The following is a 14,274-nucleotide window of genomic DNA, read 5'->3' as shown; positions in this document are numbered from 1 at the left end:
GCTAGATCTGTCCACTCGCGGCCAGGTCAGCCAGGACCTCGTGGATCGCCGGAGCGGTCTCGGCGTGCTCGCGGTACTCGTCGCGGGTCACGTAGGTGAGTTCGGCGATCTCGCTCGTCGGCCGCGGCGTGCCCAGCAACGAGGCCGTGAAACAGGTCATGTCGACCATCGCGCCTTCGCCTTCACCGTAGGCCGGGGAGACGTAGCGCTTGAGGACCTCGGGCTGCGAGACCTCGATCCCGAGCTCCTCTGCGACCTCACGCCGCAGGGCGTCCCGCGGGGTCTCACCAGGCTCGATCTTGCCGCCGGGAAGGTAGAAGGCCTTCTTGTTGCGTGAGCGCACAACGAGGAGGCGACCAGCCTCGACGTGCACGAGTCCCACCACCGTGATCATGCGATCACGGGAACACGTCGTCCGCGGCGAGGCGGTCGCACGTGCGGCCGAACGCATCGAGCTCACCGGGGCCGAAGCTCTCCCCGAAGTGCTCGGCGACGCCGGCGAGGTGGGTGGTGGAGGCGCTGCGGAGGCGTTCGGCGCCCAGCGGTGTGAGCACGGCCACGATGCCGCGTCCGTCACCGTCGGCGCGTTCACGCCCGACGAGCCCAGCACGTTCCAAACGGTCCACCAGTCGGGTCACGCCAGACCGGGACAGCAGGACGGCATCGGCCAGTTCAGTCATGCGCATGCGCATGGAAGGCGTCTCGGCCAGTTGAACCAGCACGTCGTACGCCGCGAGCGATAGGCGCTGCTCAGCAATCAGTTCGGCCTCGAGGACCCTCGTGATCCGTGCATGCGCGCGGAGGAACGATCGCCACACCCCTAGCTCGACACGGGTGGGCAACCGGGAACTACCCGATTCCGGCACGGGCGTCGATGTTACGGACAGCGCCCTCTCCACTACGACCTGGCCCTGTGCTGGAAAGTGACCGGCCGGTAGGACGGGCACGAACCGGACGTAGCATGGATCGGTGACCACCACACAGCCCCTCCCCACCACCGAGGACGTCCGCAAGGCGCTCGCCGGTGTGCAGGACCCCGAGATCCGCCGCCCGATCACCGAGATCGGCATGGTCAAGGACGTCGAGGTCGGCGCGGACGGCGTCGTCGTGGTCGGCATCTTCCTGACGGTCGCGGGTTGCCCGATGCGCGACAAGATCACCAAGGACGTCACCGCGGCCGTCACGGCACTGGACGGTGTCTCGTCCGTGCGCGTCGACCTGGACGTGATGAGCGACGCCCAGCGCACCGAGCTCCGCAAGACGCTGCGCGGCGGCGCCGAGGAGCCGGTCATCCCGTTCGCCCAGCCGGGCTCGCTGACGCGCGTGTACTGCGTCGCGTCCGGCAAGGGCGGTGTCGGCAAGTCATCCGTGACCGTGAACCTCGCCGTGTCGATGGCCGCGCGCGGCTTGTCGGTCGGCATCGTCGACGCGGACATCTACGGCCACTCGATCCCGCGCATGCTCGGCGTGGAAGGCCGCCCCACCCAGGTCGAGAAGATGATCATGCCGCCGCAGTCGCACGGCGTGAAGGTCATCTCGATCGGCATGTTCACGCCGGGCAACACCCCGGTCGTGTGGCGCGGCCCGATGCTGCACCGCGCGTTGCAGCAGTTCCTGGCGGACGTCTTCTGGGGCGACCTGGACGTGCTGCTGATCGACCTTCCGCCCGGCACCGGTGACATCGCGATCTCCGTGGCGCAGCTCGTGCCGAACGCCGAGCTCCTGGTCGTGACCACGCCACAGCAGGCCGCCGCCGAGGTGGCCGAGCGCGCCGGGTCGATCGCGCTGCAGACGCGGCAGCGGCTGGCCGGGGTCATCGAGAACATGTCGTGGCTGGAGATGCCCGACGGTTCGCGCATGGAGATCTTCGGGACCGGTGGCGGCGCGGCCGTCGCCGAGTCGCTGTCCAAGGCCATCGGCACCGACGTGCCGTTGCTCGGGCAGGTGCCGTTGGACCCGCGGTTGCGGGAGAACGGTGACTCCGGGACGCCGATCGTGCAGGCGGTGCCGGACTCGGCAGCCGCTCAGGTGCTGGCTGAGGTGGCGACGAAGCTCTCGGTGCGGTCGCGTGGGCTGGCTGGGCGGTTGTTGAACGTTTCGCCCGCCGGCCGCTAGCCCAGGGAACGCGAGGCCAGGGCACGCGTCATCTCAGCGTGCCACTCGGCCTCGGTCAGTGGCGGCGGCTCTTCGGCCTGCACGAAGCCCTGCGTGGCACCGAACTGCTCCAGCAGGCGGGCCAGCCACTCCTCGGCCGATGTCATGGCGGCGTCCTCGCCGGGTTCCAGGTCGACGGACACACCCACGACGACTCCCTCGTCCCGTGGGAACGCGACCATCACGAAGTCCAGTTCGTCCGAACGGCGAAGCCTGCGGGACGGGGCGTACAGGGTCTCGCCGGACGGGACGCCGGAAAGCCCGGCTTCGAGGATCTCGGCGGCGGCGTCCGAAAGCCACGCGGCCGACTCCCGCCAGCCCTGCACGTGAGCCTCGAGGAAGTCCTCCACCAGACCGCGGTCCACGCGCGGCAGCCGGATGTAGACGTCGAGGCACGGAGCCATGCGATCAGGTGGCGTCCGGGTCGTACGGCGGGCGCTCGCCCGGTGCGAGGGGGCGCTGTTCGGCTGCGGGCGGGGTCGACGGCGTCGGGTAGCCGTTCGACTTCGTGGTGGGCTCGGGGTCCTCGAAGAAGTGCTTCGTGACCGCGCGCTTCGGGTCGAAGTTGCGTAGTTCGCGCAGGTCTTCGAGGGGCTTGCGGAGTGACTCGAACTCCGGGCCCATCTCCTGTTTGAGCTGTTCTCGCGCGCCGGTCGCGTACTCGCGGACCTGCCTCACCGTCTTGCCCAGCCAGGCCGCGGCCGATGGCAGGCGTTCTGGGCCCAGGATGAAGAGACCCGCGATGACGATGATGAGGATCTCTAGCCATCCGATGCTGTCGAACACGGGTCCCAGCCTACTTGTCAGTCGGACTTGAGTGTCACGTCTAGTTTGAGCTCACGGCCCTGGCGTGCCAGGACTACCTGCACGGTTTCGCCGATTTCGTGCTCGCGGACCGCTACGACCAGTTCGGCCGCGTTGCGGACCATGCGGTTGCCGACCTTGGTGATGACGTCGCCCTCCTGGATGCCGGCGGCTGCCGCGGCACCTCCTGCGGGGACGTTCTGTACCTGGGCGCCTTCGGAGGTCTCGGCGGACACGGACTTCACGTTGATGTTCATGTCCGCGTGCTTGACCTGGCCGCTGCGGATCAGCTCCTGGCTGATCTTGCGCGCCTGGTTGCCGGAGATCGCGAAGCCGAGGCCGACGGAGCCGCCGGTCTCGGTGCGGATCGACGAGTTGATGCCGATCAGAGCGCCGCGGGAGTCGACCAGCGCGCCGCCCGAGTTGCCCGGGTTGATGGCGGCGTCGGTCTGGATCGCGTCGTAGGTGACCTGGGGGCCGCCGTTCTCGCCCGCCGCCGTGACCGGGCGGTGCAGCGCGGAGACGATGCCCTCGGTGACGGTGTTGGACAGCTGCAGCGGCGAGCCGATGGCGATGACGCCGTCGCCCACCTGGAGTTCGTCGGAGTTGCCGAACTGCAGGACGGTGGGGTTGGTGACCTCGACCTTGATGACGGCGAGGTCGGTCTTCGGGTCGCGGCCGACCACGCGGGCCTGGGCGCGGGTGCCGTCGGTGAAGACCGCGCTGAGCTTGGCCGAGGAGTCCTGGGCGGCCGGGGCGACGACGTGGTCGTTGGTCAGGATGTAGCCGCCGGCGTCGATGACGACGCCGGAGCCGACGCCCGCGACGTTCGCGCCCTTGAACTCGATCGAGACGACGCTGGGCGTCACGCGCTTGGCGATGTCCGAGATCGAGCCGGCCGGGCGTTCCTTGCCCGGCGACACCTCGGCCAGCGTGACCGTCGAGTCGGTCAGGGGGTTGCCCGCCCGGCCGATCAGCCAGCCGACGAGGCCACCGACGGCACCGAGGACGAGCGCGACCGTCAAGAGCATCGCCAGGGCCGTCGGCTTCACGCGGCGGCCGAAGAGGAGTTCGGGAACGCTCAACTGCGGGCCGGGCCCCGGCTTGCGCTCGGGTTCGCCCGGCGGTTCCTCACCGACGGCGGGCGGGCCGATCACGGCACCGGAGGCCGGGTCACGCCACGGGTCACCGGCGGGCTTGTCGCCCCAGAACACCGGATCGATGTCCGGATCCGGATCGGACGTGGGCTGCGGCGGCCGCTGCAGGAGTTCCTGCGAGCCCTGACGGCCGAACGCCGTCACGAGGGACTCGGGAGGTGGTGGCGCGGACTGGAGCTGGGACACGGGCACGTCGCGCGAGGCGAACGCCCCGGGAACACCGTCCGGGCGGCCGAAAGCGGTGGCGTACGCGGGGTCGACCGGCGGCTGCACCAGGGGCCGTGGCCGGAGCCTGCGATGCGCTCCGTCGTCCACTCCGGAAACGGGTGTGGACGTCTGGCCGTTGGGCGACTGCTGGCTCATCTCTCCCCGAGTTTTCCGCTAGGAGTGCTGAACTACAGCGTGCCTGACGAACAGTGAAATGACTGTCAGGGGGTGGTCGCGAAGACCGCGCCGGCGTTCTGCGGCACCGGAACCGCGGGAACGGGCGTGTCGCTCTCCGGCGTGGTGAACGCGAGCGCGCTCAGCAACATGCCGCTGACGACGACCCCGGCACCCTGGCGGGCACGACGGCCGCTGAACCAGCCGTTGCTGCCCAGCGGTCTGGACGAACCCAGCACGGGCCCCGTACCGAACGCGGGCCTGTCCGTGCGCTGCACAGCGACGAACTGACCGTCCTCGGTGATCGCGAGCCCGTCCGGAGCGGACGGCAGTTCGACCTCCTGAGGGATCGCACCGAGCCTGTCCAGCAGCGACGCCGACGCCGTGGGCGCCGAAGCGGTGCGCACGGCTGCGCGCGCCTGCTGCTGCGTGAAGGTCTCGAATGCGCAGAAGCCACAACGCTGAACATGCGCGGACGCGCGCTCATGCGCGGTCGAGGACAGTTCCCCGTCCACGAACGCGACCACGGCATCCGGCAAGAGATGCTGCTCAGGCAGGCCCCAACCTCGGAGGTCGGTCATGCAGAGTCCTCCAGCAACGATTCTTGACGACGGCGTTCGAGCGCGACCCGCAGAGCCTGACGGCCCCGGTGGATCCTGCTCCTCACCGTACCCATCTTCACCCCGAGTGTGGCGCCGATCTCCTCGTAGGAGAGGCCCTCCACGTCACAGAGCACGACCGCGGCACGGAACTCCGGCGGAAGCTCGTCCAGCGCGGCCTGCAGGTCGGGGTCGAGGTGGTTCTCGTCGTAGATTTCCTCAGGGGACAGGTCGTCACCCTCGAGGCGGTCGTTGTCCTCGGGCAGCGCCTCCATGCGCACGCGACTACGTCGGCGAGCCATGTCGAGGAAGAGGTTGGTGGTGATGCGGTGCAGCCACCCCTCGAAGGTGCCCGGCTTGTACGACGCGAGGGAGCGGAAGACGCGGATGAACGTCTCCTGCGTCAGATCCTCGGCGTCGTGCTGGTTGCCGGTCAGGCGGTACGCGAGCCGGTAGACCCTGTCCGCGTGCTCACGGACGATTGCGTCCCACGAGGGCGGCGTCCAGTCGGCCGTCTCGATGGGCGCGACGGCCTCCGGCGAACTCGACTGCGTGCGCATCAGGTGTTTCGGCACCTCCATGTGGGCCGCCCGGCGACCCTTATGCGGCTCAACGGGCGACGGGTCCGGCTTGTTCCCGACTAGAGCCTGGCTTCTTGCCTCTGTACCTTCTCCTGCTCCCTTTAAACGATCGTGAGAGTGGGCTGAGAGCACCCTGAGAATTTCGGTTCGGGCCACGTTCACCCGTTTTGGGCACACATGGCACTAACCTGCTAGATCGTGACCACGGAATCGGCCCTGCGGGAGTACGTCGAGCAGTACCTCCCCGAGGACGACGTGCACCTGGCAGCACGAGCACGCGGCCAGGAACTGGGCTGCGTGCCCATCGGCGCGGGCGGAGGCGCCGCCCTGCGGTTCCTCGCGACCGCACTCCAGGCCCGCGCGGTAGTAGAAATCGGCACCGGAGCGGGCACCAGCGGCCTCTACCTCCTGGCGGGCATGCCCCAATCCGGCATCCTGACCTCGATAGACGTGGCCTCAGAACACCAACGAGCAGCCCGCGAGGCCTACGCGTCAGCAGGCATCTCCCCGTCCAGAACCCGCCTGATCATGGGCAAGGCCCTGGACGTCCTCCCCCGCCTGACCGACGCGGCGTACGACCTCGTCTTCGTGGACGCCTACAAGCCCGAGTACCCGCAGTACCTGCAACACGGCGTGCGCATGCTGCGCCCAGGCGGCGTGATCGCGTTCGACAACGTCCTCTGGCACGGCGCAGTCGTGGACCACACGAAGCGGGACGAGTCGACCCAAGCAATGCGAGACATCGCACGCCTGGTGAAGGAGGACGAGCGGCTCGTGCCGGTCATCCTCCCGCTGGGCGACGGCCTGCTGGTAGCAGCCCGCCGCCCTTAGAAGCGCACGCGGGGAGCTTTCGTACTCTCCTGCCGCACGCGAGGGCCCCGCGTGCGGCGACTAGTAAGCCCGAACACCCTTCCCGAGCACAGTGACCCCAGAAGCCGAAACCGTGTACCGCTCCCGATCCATAGGAGCGTCAACCCCGATCAAAGCCCCATCAGGCACCACAACGTTCTTGTCCAAAATAGCCCGCCGCACCACAGCACCCTTACCGATCCGAACCCCGGGCAACAAAACAGACCCCTGAACCACAGACCCGACCTCGACAGTCACATCGGACGAGATCACCGACCCGTGGATCTTCCCGGAGATGATCGACCCAGGCCCCACCATCGAATCCTCGGCAGACCCGCCGGCGATGAACTTCGCAGGGGGCATCGGCGGAGTGGCGGTCCGAATAGGCCACAACTGGTTGTACAGGTTGAAGATCGGATGGACCGAAACCAGGTCCATGTGCGCGTCGTAGTAGGCGTCGATCGTCCCGACGTCCCGCCAGTACCCGCGGTCCCGGTCGGTGGCTCCGGGCACGTCGTTGTCCTGGAAGTCGTAGACGTGCGCCTTCCCCCGGTCCACCAGCATGGGGATGATGTCGCCACCCATGTCGTGGTCCGAGTCGGGGTTCAACGCGTCCCCGCGCAAGGCGTCCAGCAACGCCTCGGTCGTGAACATGTAGTTGCCCATCGAAGCGAAAGTCACGTCCGGATCGTCCGGCACGTGCGGCGGCTCGGACGGCTTCTCCAGGAACCGGGTGATCTTCCCCGAAGCGTCGCTGTCGATGCACCCGAACGCCTTGGCCTCGTTGCGGGGCACGCGGATGCCGGCGACGGTCACGGCCGCGCCCGACTCCACGTGCTGCGAGATCATCTGGCCGGGGTCCATCCGGTACACGTGGTCGGCTCCGAAGATGACCACGTGGTCGGGCTTCTCGTCGTGGACGAGGTTCAGCGACTGGAAGATCGCGTCGGCCGAGCCCGTGTACCAGCGGGGGCCCAGGCGTTGCTGGGCCGGGACCGGTGTCACGTACTGACCGAGCACATTGGACAGGCGCCACGTGGTCGAGATGTGGCGGTCCAGTGAGTGCGACTTGTACTGCGTCAGCACGCAGAGCTTCGCGAGCCCGGCGTTGACCAGGTTCGACAGCACGAAGTCGACCAGCCGGTAGTTGCCCCCGAAGGGCACAGCCGGTTTCGCGCGGTCGGCCGTCAGTGGCCACAGGCGCTTGCCTTCACCACCGGCAAGCACAATTCCGAGAACGTGCGGCTGCCCCTTCACGGTATGTGACCCTATCCGTGCGATCGTTCTCGAACCAGACGCAAAGCGGTTCGTCCCAACAAGTACCGCCGTGATCTACGGTGGGTGCGTGCGAGTAGCGCTCTTGACCCGGGAGTATCCGCCAGAGGTGTACGGCGGGGCTGGCGTGCACGTGGGATTCCTCGTGCCCCATCTCCGCGAACTCGTGGAGGTCGACGTGCACTGTTTCGGTGCACCCAGATCGGACGCCACGGCCCACAACGCCCCGCACAGCCTGGAGCAGGCGAACGCGGCTCTCACGACCCTCGCGGTCGACCTGGAGATGGCCTCGGCGATCTCCACGGCCACGCTGGTCCACTCGCACACCTGGTACGCCAACATGGGCGGCCACCTGGGCAAACTCCTGCACGGCATCCCGCACGTGGTGACGGCGCACTCGCTGGAGCCGCGCCGGCCGTGGAAGGCGGAGCAGCTCGGCGGCGGATACCGGATCTCGTCGTGGGCCGAGCGGACGGCCTACGAACACGCGGACGCGGTCATCGCCGTGAGCGAGGGCATGCGGGCCGACGTGCTCGACGCCTACCCCGCTCTCGATCCGGCGAGGGTGCACGTCGTCCGCAACGGAATCGACAGCAACGCGTACCACCCCGTCACCGAATCGGACGCCCTGACGTCCCGTGGAATCGATCCCGCGAAGCCGATCGTGGCGTTCGTGGGAAGGATCACCCGGCAAAAAGGTTTGAGCCACCTCGTGGCCGCCGCGCACCAGATCGACCCGGAAGCGCAGATCGTGCTGTGCGCGGGAGCACCGGACACGCCGGAGATCGCCGAGGAGATCAAGCAGGCGGTCAGCGAACTCGCGCAGGCGCGGCCGGGCGTGTTCTGGATCCAGAAGATGCTGCAGCCCGCCGAGGTGCGGCAGATCCTGAGCCACGCGGCGGTGTTCGTGTGCCCGTCGGTCTACGAACCGCTGGGCATCGTGAACCTGGAGGCGATGGCGTGCGCCACCGCGGTCGTCGCGAGTGACGTCGGCGGCATCCCCGAGGTCGTCGTGCACGGCGAGACGGGCCTTCTCGTCCACTACGACGAGCATGATTTGTCGACATATCGACACCAGCTCGCGGAATCGATCAACGAACTGATCGCAGACCCCGACCGCGCGAAGCGTTTCGGGGCCGCCGGGCGCACGCGGGCTGAGCAGGAGTTCTCGTGGTCCGCGATGGCGGAGCAAACCGTCGAGGTCTACCGCAGTGTGATTTGAGACACACTCGACCGGGGCAACCCCGAAGAGTGAGCACCGCCTTTAACCAGTAGTGACGTTTTGGCTTCAACTGGTTAGGGGCGCGAGGACTGTGCGTTGTGCGGTGCTGGGTCTGACGGTCCTCCTCGCAGTGACTGGATGTGCCACAGCCCCCGCCGCGCAACCGGCGGCGGTCCAGCTCACGATGGACGGCAAGAAGCTCGCCGATGCCTCTGAACTGCAGGCCAACGCCGAGGCGCAGCTCGCCTACACGCTGGACTACGGCTACGTGGCACGGGCCGGCGCCGCCGCGGTCAGCTGCTGGTTCGCGAAGACGGGCCTGGAGTCCGAGGTGGACAAGCGGCTGTGGTGCGGACCGGTCCAGGTCCCCGGCACCGGCGCCGGCACCGACTGGGTGCCCGTGCCGCTCAAGGAAGTCACCAAGACGGATGACGAGGTCCGTTACGAAGTGCAGTCGCCACAGGTGCCCGAAAAGGGCAACCGCAGCACGCCGAGCGGGACGCTCGTGCGCACCGACGGCAAGGAGTTCGACCCGTCGAAGCAGCAGGACCTGACGGCGGGACGGGACTTCCTGGCCGTGCTGCCCGACGACGGCAAGCGCTCGAACCACGAGCTCGGGCTGGGCGACGCCGACATCAAGCTGCGCGACGACCTGCTCGGCACCGCCGTGACGGGCTGGGCCAACCCGGACATCTGGTACACCTCGGAAGGCACGCTCCGCGCCGAGACCGGGTCACGGCTGCGCGTGGTGAGGATGAAGGTCGAGAAGCTCAACGAGACGGACAGCGGTTTCCACCGCACCAACTGGCAGGGGTTCGCCCCGCAGCCGTCCGAGCTCGCGCTGGAGGTCCCCGGCAAGCGCCAGGTCCTCCCTGCCGACCGGTTGCCGGCCAACGGCTCGGTCTTCGTCGTCTACACCGTGCCGGACCCGCAGGAGGGCGCCGAGCACCTCATGCTCGGCACGCTCGGCGCCAAATCGCTGGAACAGCGCGCCGAAGTCCCGTCCGGCAAGCGTTCCGACAACGCACCACAGGTGCTGCAGCGTGCCTCCGCCCCCGCCCAGTTCAAGGAGCAGACGCAGAAGATCCGGTTCAACGACCGCGAACTCGGCATGAAGATCACCGGCGTGAGGCTCGGCCGCCAGCGCCCGGTCAAGCTCGGCGAGAGCCAGTACGACGTGGCCACGATCTCCGCGCCGGACAAGGCGTTGCTGGAGGTGCGGGTCGAGGCGACCGGCGACCTGCCCGACACCGCGGGCGGCCTGTGGACCAAGGACCTGATCACCGTCACGCTGTCCGACGGCTCGGCCGCACGGCAGGTCGGCGCGCGCTACGACGGCGGCCCGCTGCCGTTCGCGATCGTCGTCGAGGTGCCGGCGGACACCCGCTCGGTCTCGGTCGGCATGATCGACGGGCTGCTGGACCTGCCGCGTCTCGGCAGGACGACCATCGCCCCGGTCGACTCGCGCGCCACCCTCGCCCTGGAGTTCTGAGCGAGCATGGCGGCCAGGGCCAGCCAGCCCAGGAGTACCAGCACGAGTCCGCTCCAGCCCCACTCCTCGTACGCGGTGGCGCCGGACGTCCCGCCGATGCTGCTGCCCAGGTAGAAGCCCGCGAGGTAGAGCCCTGAGGCCTGGCCGCGGGCGTGCGAGGGAGCCCGCGCGGCGACCCAGCCGCTCGCCGTCGTGTGCGAGGCGAAGAACCCGGCCGTGACGATCGCCAGGCCGAGCGGCACCCACACCAGGCTCGCCAGGGCACCAAGAGCCAGCACGGCGATGCACAGCAGCAGCACGCGGCCGCGACCGAACCGGTCGGCCAGTCTGCCCGCGAACGCCGCCGCGGTGCTGCCGAACCCGTAGAAGAGGAAGACCAGCGTCTCCAGCCACGCCGGGCCGGTGAGCTGGAAGCCGGCGACGTTGTAGAACGAGATGAACGTCCCCACGAGCAGCACCGCGACCACGTACATGGACAGCAGCACGGGGTCCTTCAGCGCAGCCTTCATGCCGCTGGGCGCCCGCTTCGGCCGGTGCTGTGCCTTGGGCAGGAAGAACACCACGACCAAGGCCGCGACCAGTCCGAACACGCCGGCCAGCAGCACGGAACCGCGCCACCCCAGCCAGTCCGACGTCATGCCGGTGACGAGCCGTCCCGACATGCCGCCCAGGCTGTTCCCCGCGATCATCGCGCCCATCGCGGCGCCGAGCTTCCGCTTGTCCAGCTCGTCCGCGAGGTAGGCCATGGACGCCGCGGGCACCCCGGCCGCCGCGACGCCCTGCAGCACCCGCAGGACCAGGAACATCTCGTAGTTCGGTGCGAACGGCAGCACGAGGCCGAGCAACGCCGCCACCAGCACGCTGACCACGATCACCGGCCGGCGCCCGGTCCGTTCGGACAGCATCGCGATCGGCACGACCACCACCGCGAGCGCCAGGGTCGCCGCGGACAGCGCGAGCGACGCGCTGCCGGGCCCCAGCCCGTACTCGGCGGCGATCTGCGGCATCACCGCCTGGGGCGTGTAGAGCAGCGCGAAGCAAGCGAACCCCGAAGCGGCGATGGACGCGGTCAACCTGTTCACTCATCCGACGCTAAGCCATACGTCCAATACGGAAATGCGGCAAAATCGATTCGTGGATGAATTGGACTTGGCGCCAAAGCTGGCGGTACTGAAAGCGCTTGCCGCCGACGAGCATGTGACTCGCGTCGCGGTACGCGTCGGGCTCCCCCAGCCCACCGTCAGCCGCTGGATCGCCGAGCTCGGCGAGCAGCTCGGCGCGCCGCTGCTGGTGAAGACCGGCCGCCGGGTCCGCCTCACCCGCGCGGGCCGGTTGCTGGCCGAGGCCGCGACACGCTCGCTGTCCGCACTGGAACCCGGCCTGCGCGAGCTCGAGGAGGAGCTCGACCCGGAGAAGGGCCGTGTCGTGCTGGGCTTCCTGCACATGCTCGGCCGGTCCGTGGTGCCCGAACTGGTCCGCGGGTTCCGCGCAGAGCACCCGCACGTACGGTTCGGCCTGATCCAGAACGCCCGCTACACCGTGGTCGACAAGCTTCTCCAGGGTGAGATCGACCTCGCGCTGGTCGCCCCGCCACCGGAGGAACCCGAGGTCGAGTCGGTGGTCATCTTCGAGCAGGAGCTGATCGTCGTGGCCCCGGTCTCCCACCGGCTGGCCTCGCGCGAGGCAGTCCGGCTCGCCGATCTCGTCGACGAGGACCTCATCCTGCTGGAGCACGGCTACGGCCTGAGGCAGATCACCGACGACATGTTCGCGAAAGCGGGCCTCACCCCTCGAATCGCGTTCGAGAGCCAGGAGATCGAGACCGTGCGCGGCCTGGTGGCGGCCGGGCTCGGCGTCGCGATCCTCACGCACGCCGAGTCCACTCCGCCGCCAGGCCTTCGCGAGCTACCGCTGACGCCGCGGTCGGCCCGGGTCTTCGGGCTGGCGTGGCTCAGGGACCACCCTCTGCCGCCCGCCGTCCGTGCCTTCCGCGACCACGCCTTCCGGACTCACGGCGTCCAGCGCTGAGTGCCCGACCACGTCCGCAGGTACGACTCGGCGCCACCGAGCATGTCCTGGACCAGCTGGTCACCGCCGAGCTGACGGACCTTCTCGACCCAGTCCGGCAGGAGTCCGATGTGCGCGCCGCCGTCGACGTTGATGTCCCAGACGCGCTCGCCGGTGCGCTGACGGTCGACCAGCGGGCCGTCCGGGTAGGTGCGGAACGGGTAGGTCACGCCGGTCTGCGGTGCCGGGTGCGAGCCGACGCCGTTGTAGTCGGAGCCGAACCCGATGCCCACGTCGTACTTGCGCCGCAACGGTTCCGCGGCGGCCGCCTGGGCGACGTACCCCTCGGGGCTGTTCTCGTAGCCCGCGATGAACCCGCCGAGCTGGTAGACCTTCTCGGTCCACTGGGCGTCCATCCAGCTGTGGCTGGAGATGATGCCGGGGTAGCGCGCCTGCGCGGCGAGGTCCAGCGTGCGACCGGCGGCCTTCACGCTCATGTGGTCGATCTCGATCATCATGTGCCGGCGCATCATGCCCTGCACCGCGTACTCGCCCAGCGACGTCAGGCCGCGCACGTTGCACCGCTTCGCCGGGTCGTACGCCGGCGCGACGGCCGAGGCCGGGATCAGCGCGTTCGGGCCGACGGTGCCGATCGGGTTGTCCTGCTGCGGACCCTTGCACTGCTCGGTCTTCCACCACTGGCCGGTGCGCAGGAACTGGCCCGCGTTGATCACGCCGCCCTGCGTGCCCGAGTCGAACCGGACGCCGCACAGCGCATTGTCGAACTTGTGGCACAGGAACGCGCTGCGCACGCCGAGCGCGTACATCTCGTCGAGGCCGCGGTCGATGTCACCCCTGTTGCACAACGGGATGTCGAGGAACGTCCGGCAGCCGAAGAGCTCGGAGGTCTCGACGCCGAGGATCACCGCGAGCTTGCCCTGGGTGATCACGTCGCGGGCCTGCTCGGCCGACGTGACGATGCGGAACCAGCCCTTGCCCGCGCCACCGAACTGCCGGTCGATGAACGCCTGCAGCTCGTACGTGCGCTGAGCCTGCAGCCGGACCGACTGCATCTCGTCGCAGGGCTTGTCCTTGAACGGATGGATGACGCACAGCGTGGCGTTGCTCGTCAGGTCCTGGACCAGCACGCGCTGGCCGCCGCGCCACGCCCGTTCCAGCCAGGCGTAGTAGTTCTGCTGGTGCGAGACCGTCGTGAACGACGGCCAGTCCTTGAACGTCGGCCAGCCCACCGGGTCGTGGCCGTCGAGGTCGCCCGTCACGATCGCCTCGAAGATCGCGCCCAGACCCGCCGGGTGGTGCTCGGGGCAGTCCTTCAGCGCGTCCGCGATGCCCTGCTCCGAGAACGGCTTGCCGCAGATCAGCTTGCCGCCGAAGCCCTCGTTGGTCATGAGGTGGTTGTGCGCGTCGACGAACCCGCGCACCCTGCCCTGGCCGTCCGTGCCCTTGAACGGCTCACCGGTCACGTTGATCTGCGAGTCCACCGCCGGTCGCGCCACCGGTTCCCACCAGGGCGTGGCCGCGGTGGCGGGGGTTATGGCCGCTAATACCAAGGAGACGGCGAGAGCCAGGCGAAGTAACACGAGAGCTCCTCTACAACGGTGTGAAGGCGCTCACATCATGCCGTGGAACTTCGCCGTCTCGTATGGGCAGATCGTAGGGACCAGGGCCTGTATCGAAGTCTGGTCCGCGATAGCCGGGCCCGAGGCGGCCCCTGGCGGCACGGCCGAAGGGC

14 protein-coding genes are annotated in these 14,274 nt (G+C 68.9%); 4 read left to right on the top strand and 10 right to left on the bottom strand.

All coding sequences use genetic code 11. From position 1 onward, the window contains the following. Position 1: 1 nt before the first annotated feature. Positions 2-394 (bottom strand): NUDIX hydrolase, encoded by a 393-nt coding sequence (locus IG04_RS0134230; RefSeq protein ID WP_036016509.1) that lies wholly within the window; start codon positions 392-394, stop codon positions 2-4. Between the two features lie 4 nt (positions 395-398). Then, positions 399-866, bottom strand: coding sequence for a MarR family winged helix-turn-helix transcriptional regulator (locus tag IG04_RS0134225; protein ID WP_030480881.1), 468 nt, complete (start codon positions 864-866; stop codon positions 399-401). 103 nt (positions 867-969) lie between these two features. Between IG04_RS0134225 and IG04_RS0134220 the strand changes: the two genes are divergently transcribed. Next, positions 970-2,115 carry an Mrp/NBP35 family ATP-binding protein gene (locus IG04_RS0134220; RefSeq protein WP_030480880.1) on the top strand — a complete coding sequence of 382 codons (1,146 nt, stop codon included), beginning with the start codon at positions 970-972 and terminating at the stop codon, positions 2,113-2,115. Here the strand turns inward: IG04_RS0134220 and IG04_RS0134215 are convergent. The 5 genes from IG04_RS0134215 to sigE form a co-directional block, all read right to left on the bottom strand. Further along, positions 2,112-2,558 (bottom strand): hypothetical protein, encoded by a 447-nt coding sequence (locus IG04_RS0134215; protein ID WP_030480879.1) that lies wholly within the window; start codon positions 2,556-2,558, stop codon positions 2,112-2,114. The two genes, IG04_RS0134220 and IG04_RS0134215, sit on opposite strands and share 4 nt — an antisense overlap. A 4-nt stretch (positions 2,559-2,562) precedes the next feature. Next, positions 2,563-2,940, bottom strand: coding sequence for a Sec-independent protein translocase protein TatB (gene tatB, locus IG04_RS0134210; protein ID WP_030480878.1), 378 nt, complete (start codon positions 2,938-2,940; stop codon positions 2,563-2,565). 17 nt (positions 2,941-2,957) lie between these two features. Next, positions 2,958-4,478 (bottom strand): trypsin-like peptidase domain-containing protein, encoded by a 1,521-nt coding sequence (locus IG04_RS0134205; RefSeq protein ID WP_030480877.1) that lies wholly within the window; start codon positions 4,476-4,478, stop codon positions 2,958-2,960. 65 nt (positions 4,479-4,543) lie between these two features. Continuing rightward, positions 4,544-5,077, bottom strand: coding sequence for an anti-sigma factor (locus tag IG04_RS0134200; protein ID WP_051771260.1), 534 nt, complete (start codon positions 5,075-5,077; stop codon positions 4,544-4,546). Beyond that, positions 5,074-5,655, bottom strand: coding sequence for an RNA polymerase sigma factor SigE (sigE, locus tag IG04_RS0134195; protein ID WP_169746025.1), 582 nt, complete (start codon positions 5,653-5,655; stop codon positions 5,074-5,076). Before sigE ends, IG04_RS0134200 begins: the two co-directional genes overlap by 4 nt. 219 nt (positions 5,656-5,874) lie before the next feature. Here sigE and IG04_RS0134190 point away from each other — a divergent pair, with 219 nt between their 5' ends. Further along, a complete protein-coding gene (locus tag IG04_RS0134190) occupies positions 5,875-6,507 on the top strand; it encodes an O-methyltransferase (RefSeq protein ID WP_144065640.1) in 633 nt (210 codons plus the stop codon). Positions 6,508-6,567: 60 nt separating this feature from the next. Here the strand turns inward: IG04_RS0134190 and glgC are convergent, their stop codons facing one another. Then, entirely contained in the window at positions 6,568-7,782 is a 1,215-nt protein-coding gene (gene glgC, locus IG04_RS0134185; RefSeq protein ID WP_030480873.1) for a glucose-1-phosphate adenylyltransferase, read from the bottom strand. Between the two features lie 88 nt (positions 7,783-7,870). On the opposite strand from glgC, the gene glgA reads away from it, so the two are divergent. Next, entirely contained in the window at positions 7,871-9,022 is a 1,152-nt protein-coding gene (gene glgA, locus IG04_RS0134180; protein ID WP_030480872.1) for a glycogen synthase, read from the top strand. A 1,329-nt stretch (positions 9,023-10,351) separates the two neighbouring features. On the opposite strand, the gene IG04_RS45830 is transcribed toward glgA, so the two are convergent. Next, entirely contained in the window at positions 10,352-11,596 is a 1,245-nt protein-coding gene (locus tag IG04_RS45830; protein ID WP_084402064.1) for an MFS transporter, read from the bottom strand. Positions 11,597-11,648: 52 nt separating this feature from the next. Between IG04_RS45830 and IG04_RS0134160 the strand changes: the two genes are divergently transcribed. Beyond that, positions 11,649-12,542, top strand: a complete 894-nt coding sequence (locus tag IG04_RS0134160) for a LysR family transcriptional regulator (protein ID WP_245816656.1) — start codon at positions 11,649-11,651, stop codon at positions 12,540-12,542. On the opposite strand, the gene IG04_RS43225 is transcribed toward IG04_RS0134160, so the two are convergent. After that, a complete protein-coding gene (locus IG04_RS43225; RefSeq protein ID WP_211257868.1) occupies positions 12,524-14,038 on the bottom strand; it encodes an amidohydrolase family protein in 1,515 nt (504 codons plus the stop codon). The genes IG04_RS0134160 and IG04_RS43225 overlap by 19 nt on opposite strands. Positions 14,039-14,274 lie beyond the last annotated feature (236 nt).

Origin of the sequence: Lentzea albidocapillata (assembly GCF_000719115.1) — a bacterium.
Lineage (GTDB): Bacteria > Actinomycetota > Actinomycetes > Mycobacteriales > Pseudonocardiaceae > Lentzea > Lentzea albidocapillata.
The sequence above is the reverse complement of the archived record's forward strand: the minus strand, read 5'-3'. Positions and strand labels throughout refer to the sequence as shown.